The following is a 19,385-nucleotide window of genomic DNA, read 5'->3' as shown; positions in this document are numbered from 1 at the left end:
TGTTCTCGCCTAGGCGGGGCGGCGGCGGGTGCGCTGCAACTGGTCCAGTTCGCGTGCCACATCCGCCTGCGACAGGGTCGCGCCGGTCTGCACCGACAGGGTCAGCGGCATGCGCGCCTCCACGTGATAGGCGGTGACGTGCAAGACCCCGTCGAACCCCATCTCGAAGGTGACCTGCACTTCGCTGCCCGCCGAATAGCCGGGCGGAATATTGCGAATATGACCCTCCACCAAGACTTTCGCATCCTCGGGCCGCATGGAGGCGGCCTGGCCCTGCTGTTCGACGATGGTGAGTTCGATCTGATCCTGATCGGCGCGCACGGTGCCGTAGGAGCGGCGCACCCGAATGGGCAGGGTCTGATTGCGGTGCACCAGCCAGCTGGCGGCCAGGCCGCTGTAGGGGTCCAGCGCCAGCACGCCGAATCCGCGCGACACCACGGTGTCGACCCGGATCTCGAGCATGCGCCGCACCAGGCCCACCGGTTGTCCGAAGGAATCGGCCACCCGCGCGATGGACTGCTCCAGATCGGCCGGGGACGCCTCGCGCAGTTCCGCGCCGTCGCGCAGCCGCCCGCGAGTCACCAGGTCGGCGACCACCAGGCGTTCCATCTCCAGCTTCTCGCCGTAGAGTGCCGCGCCGCGCGCCACCGACAGGTCCGGGTCGCGCAGTTCGCCCACCAGGCCCAGTTCACGCTGCAATTCCCGCGCCACCATGGGCATGCGGGAGGAGCCGCCGACCAGCAGCACCCGGTCCACGGCGTGCACACCGCGCTGCCCGGCCGCGGCCAGGCACGCCTTGGTGAGGTCGAGGGTGCGGCGCATGAGCGAGGCGGTCATGGCCTCCATCTCGGCGCGGGTGAGCGTGACGACCGCGCGGACCCCGTCGTGGGCGACCACCACCTCGGTGCTCTCGGCCTCGCTCAGTTCGTGTTTGGCGCGTTCGGCGGCCAGCACCAGCATCTGCGATCCGGCCGAATCGTCCAGCGGATCCTCGGCCTCCGGATGCTCCGCGCAGAACCGCTGCGACAGGTGCAGGGCGATGCGCTCGTCCCAATCCGCACCGCCCAGCTGATGGTCGCCCTCCACCGCGAGCACGGAGATGCGCCGGTCGGCCAGTTCGATGACGGTGGCGTCGAAGGTGCCACCGCCGAGGTCGTAGACGAGGACGGTTTCGCGGGTGTCGCCCTTGCCGACATCGAGGCTGCCGTCGAGCCGCCCGAAACCGTAGGACAGCGCGGCCGCGATGGGTTCGGAGAGCACGCCGGCCACGTCGAATCCGGCGTAACTTCCGGCCTGCATGGTGGCACGGCGTTCCTCGTCGCCGAAGTACGCGGGCACGGTGACGACCACCCGCTGCACCGGCTGCGCCCCCGCGAATTCCGCGTCGGCCGCGAGGCTCTTGAGGATCAGCGAGGACACCGCGGGCGCCGACCACGCCTGCCCGTGCGCCATGAACCGCCAGTCCGCATCGCCCATCCGGCGCTTCACCAGGGCGCACACGTGCTCCGGATCCAGTCGGGCCTGCCGTCGCGCGCCCTCGCCGACCACGTGGTCGTTCGCGGAGGCGAACAGGACCACCGAGGGGACCGTCGGTTCACCGTTCAACCCAACCAGAACCTCTGGGCGACCATCCGCGTCGATACGTGCGATAGCGGAATTCGTCGTGCCCAGGTCTATGCCGAAGACCCCCATGGCTGGCGATCGTAGCAGCCGAAATCCGACGGCGGCGATACAGTTTGCCGGTGACCGAATCCGCCGCAGCCGCCGGGCAATCCGAGACCGACGCGACGACCGATACCGAACCCGGACCGGATGTGTCCGCGCCGGTGACCGACCACCTCACCGAGCGGGTGCTCGAGCGCGTGGACGATCTCGCCCGGGTGATCGCCCGGCAGGCGGGCACCATCGAGCGGTTGGCCGACGAGGCCAAGATCCGAGCCCAGCGGGAGCGGGCCGGGGCGGATCTGCCGCTGGTGGTGGAGCTGTTCGCGCTCTACGGCGACGCTCGGACGCTCGCGGACACGGCGGGATCCGAGACCGAGCGGGCCGCGTTCGAGACCTTCGCGGGGCGGGTGGAGCGTCTGCTCACCGGGCGCGGTGGGCGACTCGTGGAACCGGAGCCCGGAGCGGCGTTCGACGCGCTGACCATGGAGGCCGCCGAGGTGACGGCCACCGAAGATCCGGCGGCGGACCGCACCGTCGATGCGGTGGTGGCGCCGGGGCTGCTGGTGGCGGAGCGGTCGGTGCGTCCGGCACGGGTGGTGGTGCGGCGGCACCGCTCCGCAGCCGCGCCGCAAAACTAGAACAGGTTGCAATTTTGCGCCGAGGTGCTTACCCTCGGCTCATGGCGCACACTCGAAGCCAGACCTATCGGTCCATCGATGTGGGGCAGCCGATGACCCGCTATGCGCGCGGATGGCACTGCCTCGGACTGGCGGAGACCTTCCGCGACGGTCAACCCCACGCGATCCAGGCGTTCGGCGGGAAGCTCGTCGTCTGGGCGGACAGCAAGGGTGAGCTGCACGTGCTGGACGGCTACTGCCGCCATATGGGCGCGGACCTCTCCTACGGCAGCGTCAAGGGCGACGATATCGCCTGCCCGTTCCACGACTGGCGCTGGCGCGGCGACGGACGCTGTGCCGCAATCCCTTACGCGCGCCGGGTACCGCCGCTGGCGCGCACGCGGTCGTGGACCACCTGCGAGGAGAACGGGCAACTGTTCGTGTGGAACGACCCGGAGGGCAATCCCCCGCCGCCCGAGGTCACCATTCCCCACATCGAGGGCATCGAGACCGACCTGTGGAGCGACTGGAGTTGGAACTCCATGCTCATCGAGGGCTCGCACTGCCGCGAAATCGTGGACAACAACGTGGATATGGCGCACTTCTTCTATATCCACTTCGCGTATCCGGTGTACTTCAAGAACGTCTTCGAAGGACATGTGGCGACGCAGTATCTGCGGTCGAAGGGTCGGCCCGACATGGCCACCGGATCGAACTATTCGCAGATGGCGCTCTTGCGTTCGGAGGCTTCGTATTACGGGCCGTCATACATGATCAACTACCTGCACAACGACTTCGAGGACTACACCGTCGAAGCGGTGCTGATCAACTGCCATTATCCGGTGACCCAGGACTCGTTCGTCCTCCAGTACGGGGTGAGCGTGCAGCGGATTCCCGGACTGCCGCCCGAGAAGGCCGACAAGCTGGCCAAGGCGTTCGCCAAGAGCTTCGGCGTCGGCTTCCTCCAGGACGTGGAGATCTGGAAACACAAGACCCGCATCGACAATCCGCTGCTCACCCAGGAGGACGGGCCGGTGTACCAGCACCGCCGCTGGTACGAGCAGTTCTACGTGGACGTCGCCGATGTGACGCCGGAGATGACGCAGCGCTTCGAATTCGAGGTCGACACCACGCACGCCAACCGGGCCTGGCAGGCCGAAGTGGCGGCCAACCTGGAACAGCGGGATTAGGCGAGGCGGCGCGGCAGCTCGGCGCCCGTGCGCGCCCATTGTCCCGACAGCGTCCGCCACGACACCGTGATCAGGCGCAGCACCATGAAAGCGACCAGGCCCCACCAGATTCCGGCGATCCCCCAGTCGTAGGCGAGCGAGAGCCAGATGACCGGCAGGAAGCCGAGCAGGGCCGAACCGAGGGTGGCATTGCGCAGGAAGGCGGCGTCACCCGCGCCGAGCAGCACGCCGTCCAAAGCGAAGACGACGCCCGCGATGGGGATGATGGCGACGAAGAACCACCACACCACGTGGGTGCGGTCCAGCACTCCGGCGTCGTCGGTGAACAGCAGCGGAATCACGGTGTGCCCCAAGGCGAAAACCACCGCCAGCGCCACCGCGAAGATCGTGGACCAGCCGGTGATCCGGCGCGCGAGTCCCTGTGCGCCCCGGACGTTGTTCGCGCCCAGCGCCGCACCCACCAGCGTCTGCGCCGCGATGGCCAGCGAATCCAGGGTCAGGGCCAGGAAATTCCACAGTTGCAGGACCAGTTGGTGGGCGGCCACCGAGGCCGCGCCGAAGCGGGCCGCCACCGCCGCCGCGGAGACGAAACAGGCTTGGAAGGCCAGGCTGCGGGCAATGAGGTCGCGGCCCAGCACCAGTTGCGCCTTCATGATGTCGGGTCGCGGAGCCAGCGGCACCCGGGCGCGGAACAGCGCGCGCACGAACAGCCCGCCGGTCACACACTGCCCGATGAGATTGGCGACAGCCGAACCCGCCAGCTCCAGGCGCGGCGCGCCCAGCAGCCCGTGCACCAGCACCGGGCACACCACGGCCGACAGCGCCAGTCCCGCAACCACATACAGCAGCGGACGCCGCGTCTGCTGCACGCCGCGCATCCACCCGTTCCCGGCCATCGACAGCAGAATCAGCGGCACCCCGAACAGGGCGATGCGCAACCACGGCAGCGCCTCGTCGGCGATCTCGGAACCACCCGCGATGGCCCGGGTCACCGGCCCCGCCAACGTCTGCACGACAACGACGATCGCCAGCCCCACCCCGACCGCTATCCAACTCGCCTGCACCCCCTCCCCCACGGCCCCGCGCTCATCCCCGGCCCCGTGCCGCCGCGCCGCCCGCGCCGTGGTGCCGTAACTCAAGAACGTCAACTGCGCCGACACCTGCACCAGAATCAATCCCCCGACCGCCAGCCCGGCCAGCGCCAACGCCCCGAGCCGACCCACGACGGCCATATCGAACAGCAGGTAGAGCGGTTCGGCCACCAGCACGCCGAGCGTGGGCACGGCGATACCGAGTATCCGCCGCGGACCCGCGTCAGCCGCATCCGCGCCCCGATCCGGGCGCACGGTGGTCACCGTCTCCGCGTCACTCCGCGCCGCGACCTCCGACTCCCCGACCACTTCGCCATCACCCTCGCGCATTCGATCACAATCGCACACGCCGCCGACATGCTCCGAGCACCAGCCGCGGCAAGCCCGCAGGCCCGGCTCGAAGCCGCCCTGGCGATTGGGGTGTGGCCATTCGCCGGCCGGAACCGTATCCGTGTACCGATCCGGAACTGGCGAACCGTGCCGCTAGAAGAGGAAGACCAGGAACCCGAAGAAAGTCACTCCCACGCATAGGAGGACCGCCAGCAGAACAGCGGTGAACACCGAACAGAGGAAGAGTACTCGGGCGGGCTGAGCCATCCGCTGCGTCGAAGGTCGAACCTCAACCCTTCTCCCGACGCCAACCTCCACCCCGAAGGCTCCCCCGTTGTTGACCGCGATCCTCTCGATGATCGCAGCGACTCCGCTTTCATGCCTGGCCTTTTCACTCTCACGCACGCGGCCAGACTGCCACAGAACAGCACCTCCGGTGAGAGATGACAAGGCGCGGTTCTGATGCCGTCTCACCGGCAACCTCGTCCCCGTTGTCGATTCACCGCGGCAATCGAACCGACAAACGGCTTCTCGGTGTCGACCGGTGAAGAGCACGTGGACGGGCCGACGAACGGCTACGGCGCGCGCTTGCCCATCCCCTCGAAGGGGTTCCACCCCTGGATCCCACGCGTGCGCTGCAGGTAATAGGCGTAGTTCGCGGTCGACATGTACAGCGCGGCCATACCGAAACCGACACCTCGGGCAACCAGGTCGGGCACCGTTGTCTCCATGATCGCTTCCAGTGCGATGATCGCGACAACGACCCCGACCCAGATTCCGAGCAGCGAGAGGTTCTTCCTCCAGAGACCGAGAACGAAGAAATAGATCGGCCCGAAGAAGAAGGCGATGAAGTTCGACCCCACGAGCATCTGCTTGCGGAACGGCAGACCGCGTACCGCCTGGCGGTATTCCGGCGCACCGGGGTGTCCGTAGGAGTCGAAGAACGCGAACCGCTCGCGCCACTTCGGCTTCAGATCGTCGTAGGTGGCCGGTGTGCTCGTCTGATACCCCATCGGTGTTTCCCCCATCCAGGTCGTTCGGCGTCTCCAGCCTCGTGGCCCGCGCTCGACTCCGGCAGGACCACATCCGGTTCAGGCTGATCGGCCGGAGCGTCCAGGACGGTAGCACAAGCCACGAATCGGACATTTGACCGTGGATCCGAGACTCGGTTCAGCGCCACATCAGAACAACCGATCGCCCGCAGGCTCCGGCACCAGCGTGGTCCGGATGGGTGCGTGCTCCTCGTCGCCGACGGCGTCCTGTATCGCGTCGATCCGGTCCTGCACGACCTCGGCACGCGCCTCCAGTTCGACTCGGTCGGGCTCGGTGAGGCTTTCGGCGCCGAGCTTTTCGAAGACGCATGAGAGGACCGACCGCAAGTCCTCCAGTTGACTGTCCGACTCCACTCGCTCACTCTACGTTCGAACGGAGCGGGCATCCGCGCCTGACATCACGAGTTGCCGGTGAGCCAGGGTTCGAACAGGCACTCCCGGTCTCCGAGGAGGCGGTGGATGATCGATGGGTCACCCTATTCGGCTCGGGCGGAACGAGGAGACGATGCGTCATGGCGGATCTCGCGGTGTTGATGATCGACATGCAGAACGGCTATATCCCCGGGGACCGGGTGCGGGATGCGCTGGGCTGGCCGCCGATCTGGCGGTTGGACGAAACAGTCGCGGAATGTGCCGATCTGTTGGCCGCGGCCCGATCTGCGCGCATTCCGATCGTCTACTCGCGGCAGGTCGCCAGTCCGGCGGGTCTGCTGGCCGCCGATCCGCGGGCAGCGCGACACCTGCGGGCTCGCGCCGATCGCATTCCGAAAGCCACTGCCGCCGAACAGCAGTGGCGCGGGGAACTGCTCGCGGCCGTCGCACCGATGCCAGGCGATCTGGTGCTCGAGAAGACCCGGAACAGCTTCTTCGCCTACACCGAACTGGACCCGATTCTCCGAAACCTCGGGGTGCGACGCCTCCTCGTCGCGGGATTGCAGACGAACGTCTGCGTCGAAGCGACCGCACGCGCGGCCCTGGAGCGCAACTACGAGGTGGCGGTCGCCGAAGACGCCGTCTCCACCGACGGACCCGCACTGCACGACGCAGCCCTCGACTCGATGCGGGTGCTCTACGTCGAGATCTCACCCTGGCGTGAACTGCTCGCCGAGGGCGCCGCGTGGGATCGCGCCTTCACCACGCCCAACTACGGGCGCGACGCCGGCTATTGGGATGAGACAGCCGTCTCGGTGCCGACACCGTGAGCGGGCGTGTGCGGTCTCGGTGCGGGTGGGTCAGTTGCGGAGGCGGGTGAGTTTGGCGCGGTAGCGTTTCAGACTCTCGGCCAGGATGTACTCCGGGTGGTGGAGGTGGTTGACCTGTGGGCGGCGTGCCGGGTCGATGCCGACCGGGGGTCGCCACCGGGTGCGTCCGGCCAGTGCTGTTCCGGGCGGGGCGGTGTCGGTGGTCCAGCCGTTCGGGTTGTCGGGGTCGGCGGTGATCTGGGCGTGGCAGCTGTCGCAGACCAGGGTCAGGTTGTCGATATCGGTGAGACCGCCCTTGGCCCACGGCACGATGTGGTGCATCGCGCACATCGTCGCCGGGGCAGTGCAGCCGGGGCGGGTGCAGTCGCGTTCGATGGCGGTCTTGGCGCGGCGCTGCCAACCGCTGGCCAGGCGGGGGCCTTCGCCGAGGTAGAGGGGCTTGCCGTGGTGTCCGGCACCGCGCAGCAGATCCTCGACGGTCATGGTGAGGGTGACCGCGACCGGTACCCCACGGTGGCTGCCCAGATCGTGGCGGCCGGGGCCACCACCGGAAGACAGGAACGCTTTCAACGCATCGTGATTGCGCTGAGCGGCGGTGCGGGTGTCACGGCCGATCGCCGCGCGAAGCCGCGCCGGGTCGACACCATCGCGCGCGACACCATCGGCGAGGTTTCCACCGGAGACGCATCCGTCAGAGGTGCGCCCGGCGGGGTGGCCGGTGTCGGGGTCGGACCAGTCGGAGCCGCACCCACCCGGGCCGCACCCATCGCCGCCGCACCCACCCGGGCAGTGCCCGGCGAGGCCGTGCCGATCGGGGTGGACGCAGGCAGAGTAACGGTTCCCCAGTTGTGGGCTGTCAGGGTCGTCGGGCATACACATGCCCGGGCGTGCCCACTTGGCCAGGACGGTGTCGAGCAGCGCCCGCAGTTCGGGGTCGACGTAGCCGGTGACCTGTGACATTCCGTCGATGCGTTGCGGGGACAGCGTGAACCCTCGCAGGCGGGCGCGGTCTCGGTCGGTGGTGAGGGTGCCGTCGGGGTCGAGGAACCCCAGCAGCCGGTCTCCGACGTGGGTGACCTGTTCGGGAGCCAACACCCGGGCGGCGTCGGCGAGGTGGTGTTCGGCGACCGCGCGGGTGGCGGTGTCGACGGCGTCGGGTATCCGGTCCATCACCCGCATGATCGCGCGGGCGTGGGTGGCCGAGATCGCGCCCTCGGCATGCGCGGCCGCGGTGACGGGCAGCGACGGTTCCAGTACCGCGCCGCTGGGTTCGTGGAACACGCCCAGGGCGTGGGCGGCGTCGATGCGGGAGGCGGCCTCGAACCGCGATAGGCGCAGGGTTTCCACCAGATACCGGTGCAGGCCCCGCCGTCCGACCATGCGCGGCAGAGCCCGATCCCCGATCTCGATCAGCAGCCGATGCGACACCGACTCGACTATGCGGCGGCAGGTTTCGAACTCGGCCAGCAAACCCTCGAACTCGCTATCGTCGAAGCCGGTGAGGTCCACGGACTGCAACGCGGTCAAGCCCGCGCGCACAGCGGCGATACCGCTGATGTCGTGGATTCCTTCCCCCGGATTCATGCGTCCATTCTATCGCGAAATACATTGCGGCAGAAGGGCACCGGCTATCTGAACTGCGGATGTTCAGACCCGAAATGCCGGATTCATCGCCTTCATCAGGAAATGAACTTCGGCATCGAAAGCGAAGTTGGGCAAGCCGGAGATGTCACGAATCGCAGCTGCCGCGCCTGCGCGGATCACCGAGCCGGTTATCGGAGCGAGGAAGTCGAGACGAGTACGATAACGACGGCTATCCGGCTCGACACAGGGCGAGAATGCCGCTAGGCCCCATTCACCTTGCGGGGTGGCAACTTTGGTGATGACGGTATTGCTCGACGCTCGTACGTCGCTTCCGGCGACACGGTGATGACGTCGACCAGTTCGGTCAGCGATCCGGGCACCTGCCCGCCCTCGAAATGCACGAGGCCGGGCACGAAGACAGCTCGTGCGCCGAGCCGGCCGATCTGGGACTTCAGCCGGGCCAGTGGCGGCCGACCGAATTTCTGGTCGTAGACGATCATGTCGGCGAAGTCGTAGCCGAGCCGGGCGGCCAGTTCGCGGATGCGCGACTCGTCATGGAACCGGGCCGTGGCGGATACGTCGGTCCGCAGGTACCCGATTGCCGTTGGCCTGTAACGCATGTCGTCTCCTCGCGGGGGTTCGCCGACAGCGCCGCGCATCTCCAGGTACACGCCCGGATACCCGTCGGCGTCATCGTCGTCGTAGGCGTCGAGTTCGAGTACGCCGCCGGGGAACTCGCCGAGCCAGGTCCGCCTCGCCATCCTGCTCCCCTTGTCCGGTGGTTGGTCGAGGCTCGGGAGCGGGACTACCGCACCGCCACCGAGCGCTCGGACTTCACGCTAAGTACTGCGGGCAGCGCTCGTCCATGACTATGCTCGAGAATGCTTATATTGACTGTTCAGCTACGAAGCCGACTTCGTTGGGGGATCATCGAACTGATACGAGCATGAATTCGCTTGCACCGATGTGGGGGTCGAACAATGCGGTTACAGTTTCTCGGCAAAGGCGGCACCGAAGGTGGCGGGTGTCCCTCGTTGTATGCGACGGACAGGGGTACCTACGTCGTCCAAGGTTGGCGGACAGGCACACCGGGCATGATCGAGATTCCCCATCTGCTGTTGGGCTTCGCGCTGCCGGGCACGTTCATCGGGGCGACCCTGACCGATACGGGTCGCGGGACCTTCGTTCTGTCCGGTGCGTCGGTCACCGACCTGGAAGCGTTGCGACAGATGGACATCTACCCCGATGAGACCTGCGTCGAGGTCGCCAAGCTGGGAAGGACATTTTACGGAGATGCTGCTCGCACACGGTGAAGCGTTCAACGACCTGTTTCGGCAGGCCGAACGGGAAGCCTTCCACCTCGAGGTGCGGGACGACTACTACCCGGCGGACTATCCACCGCTGGTACGGTTCCTCGCCGACGAACCCGACGATTACGGGTGGTTTCAGCCGTGGCTGAGCCACGTACGGGCGACCACCGGTCGTGGAGTGGCCGTCAATCGGGCACGGGTGGTTACGGTGCCGCACAACGATTACACCCGGTATGCGAAACACGTTGCCCGCCTCAATGTCGAAGCGGGCGAGGACGTTCGCTATCTGCCGCGGCATCTGATCGCCCCCGACGAGTTGACCGCGGATGATTGGTGGCTGTTCGACGACTCGGTCGTGGCATTCACCGTATTCGAGCCCGGTGCGAACGGACGCTGGGTCGGCGGGGCCGTGACCACCGACCCTCGGATCGTCTCCTACGTCCGAAGTGTGAAGGAACGGGTCTGGTCACTGGCTACTCCCCTGTCGGAGTACGTCGAGGCGTGACCGGTTCGCTGGAACAGGCAAAGGAAGCGCTCGGGGCTCGACTCCGAGAGCTCCGCCAGGACGCGGGTATCAGCGGCACCGAGCTCGCCCGTCGGGCCGGCTGGCATCAGTCCAAGGTCTCGAAGATCGAGTACGGCAAAACCAAGCCCGCCGATGCAGACATCCGGGTGTGGTGCGCTCACACCGGCTCCGAGGCTCAGATACCGGACCTGATCGCAACCCTGCGGAACATCGAAGCCGCGTGGCTCGAGTGGCGACGCGTTCTCGGCACCGGAACCAAGCACAGACAACAGGTTTCGATCAGGCTGGAAGCCGAAACCGAGGTCATGCGGATCTATCACCCGTTCCTGATTCCGGGTCTGCTGCAGACGGCGGAGTATGCCGAGGCGGTACTCCGGAGCGTTGTCGAGTTCCAGCAGGTGCCCGACGACATCGATGCGGGCGTCTCCAAACGGATGGAACGCCAGCAGATCCTGTACCGCCGAAACCACAGGTTCCACTTCATCATCGCGGAGCAAGCCCTACGGACCACGGTGGGCAGCGATCAGACGATGATCGGTCAGCTCGACCGGTTGTCCGCCGTGCTCGGCATGCCGAGGGTCGCGCTCGGGATCGTCCCCGTCGAGTCGCCGTATCGGGTGTCGATGACCAACTTCGCCATGTTCGACCATGCCCGGGTCATGATCGAAACCGTAACGGCCGAACTGACTGTCACCCAGCCTCGGGAGATAGCCCAGTACGGTCGGGCATTCGACGTGCTGGCCGGGCAGTCGGTGACAGGAGACGCTGCCCGCGCCCTGATCCGGCGTGCGATAGCGGCTCGGACAGCACGCGGCGGAGAGCCACCCTCACCCGAGCAGTCCCAGTAGGCGCAGGTCGCTGACGTACTTCTCGATCAACTCCCGGTCCAGGTGCGGGATATCCCCTTCCGGGCCGAGTTTCGCCTGCTGGACGGCGGCGCGGAAGTGCTTGGCGGGGAGGGCGGCTCCGGGGAGGGGTGGGGTGGGGCGGCGGTAGGCGTGCAGGAGGGGTAGCAGGGAGTGCTGGCGTTGCCGGTCGGGTAGGGCGCGCAGGGCCGTTTCGAAGCGGGTGAACCAGTCGGCGTAGTCGTCGATGCGGTCTATGGGGTGGCCCGCGTCGATGAGCCAGTCGACGAAGGTGTCCAGGGAGATGCCGTCGTCGTGGGGGTTGAGGACGTCGTAGGTGTCGAAGCCGCTCGTGGGCGTAGCGCCCAGGGTGGTGACGGCGGCGGCTGTGAAATCGGCTGGGAGGCCGTCGTAGTGGGTACGATGGCGGCGGCCGTGCGCATCGTGAAAAGAGCCGGGCGCCAGGCCGGTGGCCAGGACACTCAGCAGCAGGCGGGTGAACATGTCGGGCACGTTGAGCTGTCCGGCGTAGTGGCTGTGGGCCAGGATCATATCGGAGCGGAAGACCGCCACCGGGAGCCCGAAACGGTCGTGGGCGGCGCGGAGCAGCACCTCCCCGGCCCATTTGCTGTTGCCGTAGCCGTTGGCGTAACCATCGTCGAGGCGGCGTACCGGACTGATCTCGCGAATGTCGCCGTCCTCGGTGAACGTCTCCGGGTCGATACCGGCGGATACGGCCACGGTGGACAGGTAGGTGACCGGCTTCAGCCTCGCGGTCAGGGCCAGGCGGATGACCTCGGCGGTGCCGACGACATTGGGGCCGAACAGCTGGGCGTAGGGCAGGACGTGGTTGACCAGGGCGGCCGGATGGACGATCACGTCGACGGATTCGGCGAGGTCGCGCCAGTCCTGTTCGCTCAGGCCGAGATTCGGTTCGCCGATATCGCCCGCCAGGACGCGCAGCCGCCGCCCGGCGAGGTCGCGGTAGTGGGCTTCCAGCTCCGGATCGCCGGTGGCGAACACCGCGTCGAGACGGCGGCGCGCGGCGTCGGCGTCGCTGCCGCGGACCAGGCAGATCAGGGTGCCGCCCGAATCGTCCAGACGCTGTAGCCATTCGAGGGCGAGGAAGCGGCCGAGATAGCCGTTGGCGCCGGTCAGCAGGACCGTGCGCGGCGGGTCCGTCGGGGCCGACAGGCGCGTGGCCGCAGCCAGCGTGCCGGAATCGAGGAATGCCTCCAGCGCGAGATCGTCGGCGCGCAGCAGTCCGTCGTCGCCGTGCACGGCGGCGGCGGTCGGCCGGGTGCCGGAATCACGTTCGGCCACCAGGTATTCGGCGATCCGCGCCAGATCCGTGGCCGGGCCGACGATGACACCGACCGGCACCTCCACGCCGAAGATATCCCGCAGCAGGGTCGAGAACGACAGCGCGGACAGGGAATCGCCGCCCAGATCCGCGAAGTGGGCGTCGGGCGACACCTCCCCGGCGGCCAGGTCGAGCACGGCACCGGCCGCACGGGTCACGGTCTCCAGAACCGGGCGTTCGTGCGCGCCGCGCCGCAGCGTGGTCAGCTCGTCCTCGCGCTGCTGTGCCAGTTCGGTGTACAGCCGCTCCAGGCGCTCGCTGTAGTGCTCTTTGAGCTTGGGCCGCAGCAGTTTTCCGATACCCGAGAGCAAACCGTTGTCGATGGTGAAGGGCTCGGATTCGATGAGCACCTCGCGCGGGATCTCGTACGGCTGCAAGCCCGATTCCTTGGCGATGCGGTGCAGCGATTCCCCCACCTCCGTACGCGCCCGCGCGGCCGGCAGCGCCAGCACCTCGTCCGTCGGCACCACCACCGCCAGCAGGTACGCGCGTTCGCTCGAGCCGTACACGAAGATCTGCCGGATCAGCGGACTCGTCGCGTACACGGCCTCCAGGGCGGCCACGGTGACGAACTCGCCCTGCGACAGCTTCAGCACATTGTTGCGGCGGTCCACGTACACCAGCTGATCCGGGCCGAGTTCGGCCACCACGTCACCGGTGCGGTAGAAGCCGTCCGCGTCGAACATCTCGGCGGTGATCTCCGGGCGCTTGTAGTAGCCGGGAAACATGCTTTCGGTCTTCAGCAGCAATTCCCCACGCGGGTGGGGCTTGTCGGTGCGGAAGTAGCCCAGTTCGGGGACGTCGACGAGCCGGTAGTCGAGTACGGGAGGCCGCTTGATGCGGTTGTCCAGCAGCACGCTGCCACCCGCCTCGGTGGAGCCGTAGCCATCGTGCAGCTCATCGTCGAGCAACGATTCCATGAAGGTCTTCATCTCGGCGGCCAGCGGCGCACTCCCCGACAGCGCCGTGAGGTAGCGCCCACCCAGCACCCGTTCCCGCAGTTCCGCTTTCACGTCGGTGGCGGCGGTCTCGACATCGTCACCCGCGAGCACCCGCCGGTCCAACTCGCTCTGATAGCGCTGGTGGAGCAGCTCGCACACGCGCGGCACCAGAAACAGTTCGGTGGGCCGCGCCAGACCGAAATCATCCAGGAGGGTGGACATATCGCTGGCGGCGGCGAAATAGGCCGTGCCGCCGCGCATCAGCGTGCCGTAGAGGGACATCCGGCCCGCGACATGGCTGAGCGGCATGTAGTTCATGGTGAGGGCCGGTACTCGAATGTCGTTCGCCGACAACCATAAACCGGCTGCGAGCCGGTCGGTGTACATGGCGCCTTTGGGAGCACCGGTGCTGCCGGAGGTGTAGATGAGCAGGGCGAGCCGTTCACGGTCGGACGGAATGCACAGGGGTGCGGGGAGACTCGCCCCGCGGTCGATGGCATCGGCCACGGTGGCGACCTGGCAGCCCACCTCGGCCAGCCGCTCGCGCGCCGAGTCGACGGCCGACCGGTGCGCCTCGAGCTCGGGCCGGTAGTCGAAGACGAGTACCCGGCGCGGCGCGAATCCGCCGAGGACGGCTTCGACCGCGGCCGGGAGCGTTTCGGCACTGGTCGCCAGCATCCGCGGCTCGGTCTCGGCCATGATCGACCGCCACTGGGCCACCGAGGCGCTGGCCTGGAGCGGCACCGCCACCGCGGCCAGCCGGACCAGCGCCAGATCCACCACCGTGTAGTCCGGGCTGGTGAAGCCCAGCGTGCATACGAAATCACCTGCGCGGACCGGGGATTCGGCATCAGCGCCGCATTCGGCCGCGACCGCGCCGGCTCGTCGCCACAGTTCGCGGTAGGTCATGGTCGAGTATTCGGGCAGCAGCCGCACCGCCCCGTCGACGAGCTCCGACCGCCGCCACGCCAGGGCCGCCCGGTCCCCGTACCCCGACATCACCGCGTCGACGATCCTCGCGAGTCGCACCTCCGCCCGGCGCACCGAGTCGCTCACGGCGGCGTCCGCCACCGCCTCGCGCACCTGATCATCGGCCAGCGCGTCCGCGATTCGCCGTTCACGCCGTTCGGCGCGTGCATCATCGAGCATGACCAACCTCCTGCACAATTGCCGGATTCATTACATCCGCACGCGGCGGACGGGACATGTCACAATTAACTTAGCTTTAGTAACTATCTCAGCGTCCGCCTTACGGCCGCCGCTGTCAAGAACCATCGGGTAACAACGTGGCCGCGCGGCGCGCTCCCCGCCAGTGGGTCCCGAATGCGATGGTCGGCCGCTCGCCCCCCGATCACGGCGATATTCCCCACCCGGCAGGTCCACACGACGCCACCGCGGCACGACACGCGGTGACGATCCTCACTGTCGGCGAACCGGCTCCTCGACACCGGGCAGGCGCGAAGGCATGGATCGTCCTGTGGATCAGCCGAGTTCGGCGAGCAGCGTGGCCACGAGCTGGTCCGGGGTGCCGGAGGTGGTGTAGCCCGCCGCGTAGCGATGACCGCCGCCGCCGAGGGTGGTGGCGATGCGGGCGACATCGACGCCCGGGGTGCCGTCGGGGCGGGCGTGCGAGCGCAGCGAGACCGTCCAGAGGTCGGGGGTGGTGCGGGATTCCTTGAAGACGGCGGCGATTTCGGCCTCGGCGGTGGTGCGGACGATATCGACCACGCTCTCCACCTCCTCCGAGCGGACGCCCGCGGTGTCGTCGCGCCGGACGAAGGCGTAGACCAGGCCCGCGCCACCGGCGGCCGCGGGCTCCAGGCGGGCGGAGCCGAGAACCTTGGAGAGCATGGGCAGCCAGGCGAAGGGATGGGTGTCCATCAGGGTGCGGGTGATGGCGGCGCCGTCGATACCGGTGGCCAGCAGGCGTTCGGCGAGGGTGTGCGAGCCGGGGCGCGGCCATTTGAAGGAACCGGTATCGGTGACCAGTCCCGCGAAGAGGCAGTGCGCGATGGGGCGGTCGATGGGTTCGCCCCAGGCGTCCAGCACCCGAACCACCAAACCCGCTGTGGATTCCGCGGATTCGTCGATGACATTGACGGTGCCGAAGCGGGTGTTGGAGCGGTGGTGATCGAGCACCAGGCTCACCCGGGCACCGGCGAGGCGGTCGCGCAACGTTCCGAGGCGCCCCACGCTGCCGCAGTCCACCGCCACCAGCACGTCGACCTCGGCGGGCACCCGATCGGGCGGCACCAGGAGTTCGATACCGGGCAGTGAGCGCATGGAGACGGGCACCTCCGCCGGTTCCGCGAAGGACACCCGCACCGGCACCCCGCGCCGGTGCAATACCTGCGCCAGCGCCAGTCCGCTGCCGATGGTGTCGGCATCGGGTTGGACGTGGCAGAGCACCGTGACCGATCGCGCGGTGTCCAACACGTCGACGGCGGCGGACAGGTCGACCGGACTGCTCGGTTCTTCGGCGCCGATCCCGGCCACCACGGGTGCGACACCCGAATCGTTCATCACAGGGGAGGGATCGGCGCTCGTGGCGGTGCTGTTATCGGCGTCCACGGCCTCACTCACGACGGCTCCATTCCCGCCCGATAGCGGACCGGTCGGTAATACACATTACCGGGGTAGTACCCACCGGCCCGCGCCGTCACCCGTCTCAGTCCTCGGCGTCGTCGTCGCGGTCGGACTTGTACGGATCCGCGTCACCCGCGTGCTTGGCTCCCGCCGCCACCTGCGCCACCTGGGCGTCGGCGGCCCGGGCGCGGGCGAGCAACTCCTCCATCTCCCGCGCCGCGTTCGGCACGGTATCGAGGGCGAAGGACAGGATGGGGGTGAACTTCACCCCGGTGCCCGCGCCCACCTTGGAGCGCAGAATGCCCTTGGCCTTCTCCAGTCCGGCCGCCGCTTCCGCGTAGTCCGGTTCGGTGTCCAGGGTTTCCCCCATCACCGTGTAGTAGACGGTGGCCTCGCGTAGATCTCCGGTCACCTTGGTATCGGTGACGGTCACGAAACGCAGCCGCGGATCCTTGATCTCGTATTCGATGGCAGTGGCCACGATCGTGGAGATCCGCTTCGCGAGTCGGCGTGCCCTGGCCTGATCAACCATGGGACGTCCCTCCTAACTCGTCTTTCAGTCTTCGGGTCCGAAGACGCGGCGGCGTACCGACAGCAACTCTAACTCCGGTCGGTACGCGACGTGCCGTTCACACTTGTCCAACACTTCGGTCAGATGATTCATGCCGTAGCTGGCAATCGCCACACCGAGCAGCGAACGCCGGTACAGATCGTGTTCCCCGCCCTCGGCGACACTCACGCCGAAGCGTTTCAGATCGGCGATGATCGGGCGGATGACGGAGCGCTTCTCCTTCAGTGAACGCACGTCACCGAGCAAGATATCGAACTCCAGCGCTCCGAAAAACAGCTTTTCAGTCATATGAACGCGCCCCGGGAAATGCGCGTGAGTTACCCGGTCAGGGATATGAGAACCCGCCGCTGCGCGCGGCGGGAGCACCGTCCCGCCGGACCCCTCGGGCCCGGCGGGACGCTGTTCACTCGCCTAGTCGCGCGGCTTCTCCCGCAGCTCGTAGGCCTCGATGATGTCGCCTTCCTTGATGTCGTTGAAGGTGACGGTCATACCGCATTCGAAGCCCTCGCGGACCTCCATGGCGTCTTCCTTCTCGCGTCGCAGCGAGGCGATGGTCATCGTCTCGGCGACCACGACATTGTCGCGGAGCAGGCGAGCCTTGGCATTGCGCTTGACCGAACCCGACAGCACCATGCAACCGGCGATATTGCCGAACTTGGAGGAGCGGAAGATCTGGCGGATCTCCGCCCGACCCAGCTCGACCTCTTCGTAGATCGGCTTGAGCATGCCCTTGAGGGCCTTCTCGATCTCGTCGATGGCCTGGTAGATGACCGAGTAGTACCGGACGTCCACGCCTTCGCGGTTGGCCAGCGCGGTCGCCTTGCCGTCGGCGCGCACATTGAACGCGATGATGATCGCGTCCGAGGCCGAGGCCAGGTTGACGTTGGTCTCGGTGACGCCACCGACACCGCGGTCGATGACCCGCAGCCGCACCTCGTCGCCGACGTCGATACCGAGCAGCGCCTCCTCGAGGGCCTCGACGGTACCGGAGTTGTCGCCCTTGAGGATCAGATTCAGCTCCGAGGTCTCCTTCAGAGCGGCGTCCAGATCTTCCAGGGAGATGCGCTTGCGGCTGCGCGCGGCCAGGGCATTGCGCTTGCGCGCGTTGCGCCGGTCCGCGATCTGGCGCGCGATGCGGTCTTCCTCGACGACCAGCAGGTTGTCACCCGCGCCCGGCACCGACGTGAAGCCGATGACCTGGACCGGACGCGACGGCAGCGCCTCGGTGACGTCCTCGCCGTGCTCGTCCACCATGCGGCGGACGCGACCGTAGGCGTCACCGGCGACGATGGAGTCGCCGACGCGCAGCGTGCCGCGCTGCACCAGCACCGTGGCGACCGGACCGCGACCGCGGTCGAGGTGCGCCTCGATGGCCACGCCCTGGGCGTCCATATCCGGGTTCGCCCGCAGGTCGAGCGCCGCGTCGGCGGTCAGCACGACGGCCTCCAGCAGCGACTCGATATTGGTGCCCTGCTTGGCGGAGATGTCGACGAACATGGTCTCGCCGCCGTACTCCTCGGCCACCAGACCGTATTCGGTCAGCTGCTGGCGAATCTTCTGCGGATTCGCGCCTTCCTTGTCGATCTTGTTGACCGCCACCACGATCGGCACGTCGGCGGCCTGCGCGTGGTTGATGGCCTCCACCGTCTGCGGCATGACACCGTCGTCGGCGGCGACCACCAGGATCGCGATATCGGTCGCCTTCGCACCGCGGGCACGCATGGCGGTGAACGCCTCGTGACCCGGGGTGTCGATGAAGGTGATGAGCCGGTCGGCGTCGTTGACGTGCGAGAGCACCTGGTAGGCGCCGATGTGCTGGGTGATGCCGCCGGCCTCGCCCTCGCGGACGTTGGCCTTGCGGATGGTGTCCAGCAGTCGGGTCTTACCGTGGTCGACGTGACCCATGACGGTCACCACCGGCGGACGGACCCGCAGGTCCTCCTCGTCGCCCTCGTCCTCGCCGTAGGTGAGGTCGAAGCTCTCCAGCAGCTCGCGGTCCTCGTCCTCGGGCGAGACCACGTGCACCACGTAGTTCATCTCCGCACCCAGCAGCTCGAGGGTCTCCTCGCTCACCGACTGGGTCGCGGTGACCATCTCACCGAGGTTGAACAGCGCCTGTACCAGCGAGGCCGGGTTGGCGTTGATCTTCTCCGCGAAGTCCGAGAGGGACGCGCCGCGGGCGAGGCGGATGACCTCACCGTTGCCGCGCGGCAGCCGCACGCCGCCGACGGCGGGCGCCTGCATCGACTCGTACTCGGCGCGCTTCGCCCGCTTCGACTTGCGACCACGACGCGGAGCGCCACCGGGACGACCGAAGGCACCGGCCGCGCCACCGCGACCACCGGCACCCGGACGGCCACCGCCGCCACCACCGGGACGACCGCGGAAACCACCCGCGGCGGCACCGCCGCCACCGGCACCCGGAGCACCCGTGCCGCCACCGCCACCGCCACCGCGGTACGGACCACCGGCACCGGCCGGACGACCGCCGCCACCCGGGCCACCGCCCGGA

The 19,385-nt window shown here is 67.8% G+C and carries 18 protein-coding genes; 6 read left to right on the top strand and 12 right to left on the bottom strand.

Annotated features, from left to right (window positions below):
- Nucleotides 1–9: 9 nt before the first annotated feature.
- Nucleotides 10–1,692 (bottom strand): Hsp70 family protein, encoded by a 1,683-nt coding sequence (locus tag QJS31_RS35230; RefSeq protein WP_282785577.1) that lies wholly within the window; start codon nucleotides 1,690–1,692, stop codon nucleotides 10–12.
- A gap of 50 nt (nucleotides 1,693–1,742) precedes the next feature.
- On the opposite strand from QJS31_RS35230, the gene grpE reads away from it, so the two are divergent.
- Together grpE and QJS31_RS35220 are read left to right on the top strand one after the other, a co-directional pair.
- The gene (gene grpE, locus QJS31_RS35225) at nucleotides 1,743–2,303 is read left to right on the top strand and encodes a nucleotide exchange factor GrpE (protein ID WP_282785576.1); all 561 of its coding nucleotides are present in this window, start codon (nucleotides 1,743–1,745) and stop codon (nucleotides 2,301–2,303) included.
- A gap of 41 nt (nucleotides 2,304–2,344) precedes the next feature.
- Nucleotides 2,345–3,472, top strand: a complete 1,128-nt coding sequence (locus tag QJS31_RS35220; RefSeq protein ID WP_306358826.1) for a Rieske 2Fe-2S domain-containing protein — start codon at nucleotides 2,345–2,347, stop codon at nucleotides 3,470–3,472.
- Here the strand turns inward: QJS31_RS35220 and QJS31_RS35215 are convergent.
- The 4 genes from QJS31_RS35215 to QJS31_RS35200 all read right to left on the bottom strand — a co-directional run bounded on the left by QJS31_RS35215 (nucleotide 3,469) and on the right by QJS31_RS35200 (nucleotide 6,299).
- Nucleotides 3,469–4,893, bottom strand: coding sequence for an MATE family efflux transporter (locus QJS31_RS35215; protein ID WP_306358825.1), 1,425 nt, complete (start codon nucleotides 4,891–4,893; stop codon nucleotides 3,469–3,471). The genes QJS31_RS35220 and QJS31_RS35215 overlap by 4 nt on opposite strands.
- A gap of 153 nt (nucleotides 4,894–5,046) precedes the next feature.
- Nucleotides 5,047–5,298 (bottom strand): hypothetical protein, encoded by a 252-nt coding sequence (locus QJS31_RS35210; protein WP_282783783.1) that lies wholly within the window; start codon nucleotides 5,296–5,298, stop codon nucleotides 5,047–5,049.
- A gap of 170 nt (nucleotides 5,299–5,468) precedes the next feature.
- Entirely contained in the window at nucleotides 5,469–5,906 is a 438-nt protein-coding gene (locus QJS31_RS35205; RefSeq protein ID WP_306358824.1) for a DUF2628 domain-containing protein, read from the bottom strand.
- A 168-nt stretch (nucleotides 5,907–6,074) separates the two neighbouring features.
- Entirely contained in the window at nucleotides 6,075–6,299 is a 225-nt protein-coding gene (locus tag QJS31_RS35200; protein ID WP_306358823.1) for a hypothetical protein, read from the bottom strand.
- A 158-nt stretch (nucleotides 6,300–6,457) separates the two neighbouring features.
- Between QJS31_RS35200 and QJS31_RS35195 the strand changes: the two genes are divergently transcribed.
- Nucleotides 6,458–7,147, top strand: a complete 690-nt coding sequence (locus tag QJS31_RS35195; protein WP_306358822.1) for a cysteine hydrolase family protein — start codon at nucleotides 6,458–6,460, stop codon at nucleotides 7,145–7,147.
- Nucleotides 7,148–7,177: 30 nt separating this feature from the next.
- On the opposite strand, the gene QJS31_RS35190 is transcribed toward QJS31_RS35195, so the two are convergent.
- Together QJS31_RS35190 and QJS31_RS35185 are read right to left on the bottom strand one after the other, a co-directional pair.
- Nucleotides 7,178–8,731, bottom strand: a complete 1,554-nt coding sequence (locus QJS31_RS35190) for an HNH endonuclease signature motif containing protein (protein WP_306358821.1) — start codon at nucleotides 8,729–8,731, stop codon at nucleotides 7,178–7,180.
- A gap of 260 nt (nucleotides 8,732–8,991) precedes the next feature.
- Entirely contained in the window at nucleotides 8,992–9,492 is a 501-nt protein-coding gene (locus QJS31_RS35185) for a hypothetical protein (RefSeq protein WP_282783778.1), read from the bottom strand.
- Between the two features lie 333 nt (nucleotides 9,493–9,825).
- Between QJS31_RS35185 and QJS31_RS35180 the strand changes: the two genes are divergently transcribed.
- Genes QJS31_RS35180 through QJS31_RS35170 form a run of 3 tightly spaced genes read left to right on the top strand, consistent with a single transcriptional unit; the run spans nucleotide 9,826 to nucleotide 11,415 of the window.
- On the top strand, nucleotides 9,826–10,044 hold the full coding sequence (locus QJS31_RS35180) for a hypothetical protein (RefSeq protein WP_282783777.1): 219 nt from the start codon (nucleotides 9,826–9,828) through the stop codon (nucleotides 10,042–10,044).
- Nucleotides 10,025–10,546: a DUF6879 family protein gene (locus QJS31_RS35175; protein ID WP_282783775.1), complete on the top strand. Its 522-nt coding sequence runs from the start codon at nucleotides 10,025–10,027 to the stop codon at nucleotides 10,544–10,546. Before QJS31_RS35180 ends, QJS31_RS35175 begins: the two co-directional genes overlap by 20 nt.
- On the top strand, nucleotides 10,543–11,415 hold the full coding sequence (locus tag QJS31_RS35170; protein ID WP_306358820.1) for a helix-turn-helix transcriptional regulator: 873 nt from the start codon (nucleotides 10,543–10,545) through the stop codon (nucleotides 11,413–11,415). The genes QJS31_RS35175 and QJS31_RS35170 overlap by 4 nt, the downstream gene beginning before the upstream one ends.
- On the opposite strand, the gene car is transcribed toward QJS31_RS35170, so the two are convergent.
- The 5 genes from car to infB all read right to left on the bottom strand — a co-directional run.
- Complete coding sequence (gene car / locus QJS31_RS35165; protein WP_282783771.1) at nucleotides 11,395–14,865, bottom strand: carboxylic acid reductase; 3,471 nt, start codon at nucleotides 14,863–14,865, stop codon at nucleotides 11,395–11,397. The two genes, QJS31_RS35170 and car, sit on opposite strands and share 21 nt — an antisense overlap.
- Before the next feature lie 333 nt (nucleotides 14,866–15,198).
- On the bottom strand, nucleotides 15,199–16,239 hold the full coding sequence (locus tag QJS31_RS35160) for a bifunctional oligoribonuclease/PAP phosphatase NrnA (protein WP_282783787.1): 1,041 nt from the start codon (nucleotides 16,237–16,239) through the stop codon (nucleotides 15,199–15,201).
- A 145-nt stretch (nucleotides 16,240–16,384) separates the two neighbouring features.
- Nucleotides 16,385–16,834 (bottom strand): 30S ribosome-binding factor RbfA, encoded by a 450-nt coding sequence (gene rbfA / locus QJS31_RS35155; protein ID WP_039815975.1) that lies wholly within the window; start codon nucleotides 16,832–16,834, stop codon nucleotides 16,385–16,387.
- Nucleotides 16,835–16,858: 24 nt separating this feature from the next.
- Nucleotides 16,859–17,149 carry a DUF503 domain-containing protein gene (locus QJS31_RS35150; protein ID WP_282783785.1) on the bottom strand — a complete coding sequence of 97 codons (291 nt, stop codon included), beginning with the start codon at nucleotides 17,147–17,149 and terminating at the stop codon, nucleotides 16,859–16,861.
- A gap of 135 nt (nucleotides 17,150–17,284) precedes the next feature.
- On the bottom strand, nucleotides 17,285–19,385 hold a 2,101-nt coding region (infB, locus tag QJS31_RS35145; RefSeq protein WP_306358819.1), incomplete at its 5' end, for a translation initiation factor IF-2.

It is taken from the genome of Nocardia sp. CC213A (assembly GCF_030766805.1).
Lineage (GTDB): Bacteria > Actinomycetota > Actinomycetes > Mycobacteriales > Mycobacteriaceae > Nocardia > Nocardia otitidiscaviarum.
This window is presented reverse-complemented; position numbering and strand designations above follow the sequence as displayed.

What these genes read in the sequence shown, in the direction of transcription:
- QJS31_RS35220 (WP_306358826.1), top strand. Translation starts at nt 2,345, where the DNA reads ATGGCGCACACTCGAAGCCAGACCTATCGGTCCATCGATGTGGGGCAG.
- QJS31_RS35175 (WP_282783775.1), top strand. Translation starts at nt 10,025, where the DNA reads ATGCTGCTCGCACACGGTGAAGCGTTCAACGACCTGTTTCGGCAGGCC.
- QJS31_RS35195 (WP_306358822.1), top strand. Translation starts at nt 6,458, where the DNA reads ATGGCGGATCTCGCGGTGTTGATGATCGACATGCAGAACGGCTATATC.
- QJS31_RS35215 (WP_306358825.1), bottom strand. Translation starts at nt 4,893, where the DNA reads ATGCGCGAGGGTGATGGCGAAGTGGTCGGGGAGTCGGAGGTCGCGGCG.
- QJS31_RS35160 (WP_282783787.1), bottom strand. Translation starts at nt 16,239, where the DNA reads ATGAACGATTCGGGTGTCGCACCCGTGGTGGCCGGGATCGGCGCCGAA.
- car (WP_282783771.1), bottom strand. Translation starts at nt 14,865, where the DNA reads ATGCTCGATGATGCACGCGCCGAACGGCGTGAACGGCGAATCGCGGAC.
- QJS31_RS35190 (WP_306358821.1), bottom strand. Translation starts at nt 8,731, where the DNA reads ATGAATCCGGGGGAAGGAATCCACGACATCAGCGGTATCGCCGCTGTG.
- QJS31_RS35180 (WP_282783777.1), top strand. Translation starts at nt 9,826, where the DNA reads ATGATCGAGATTCCCCATCTGCTGTTGGGCTTCGCGCTGCCGGGCACG.
- QJS31_RS35205 (WP_306358824.1), bottom strand. Translation starts at nt 5,906, where the DNA reads ATGGGGTATCAGACGAGCACACCGGCCACCTACGACGATCTGAAGCCG.
- rbfA (WP_039815975.1), bottom strand. Translation starts at nt 16,834, where the DNA reads ATGGTTGATCAGGCCAGGGCACGCCGACTCGCGAAGCGGATCTCCACG.
- QJS31_RS35185 (WP_282783778.1), bottom strand. Translation starts at nt 9,492, where the DNA reads ATGGCGAGGCGGACCTGGCTCGGCGAGTTCCCCGGCGGCGTACTCGAA.
- QJS31_RS35230 (WP_282785577.1), bottom strand. Translation starts at nt 1,692, where the DNA reads ATGGGGGTCTTCGGCATAGACCTGGGCACGACGAATTCCGCTATCGCA.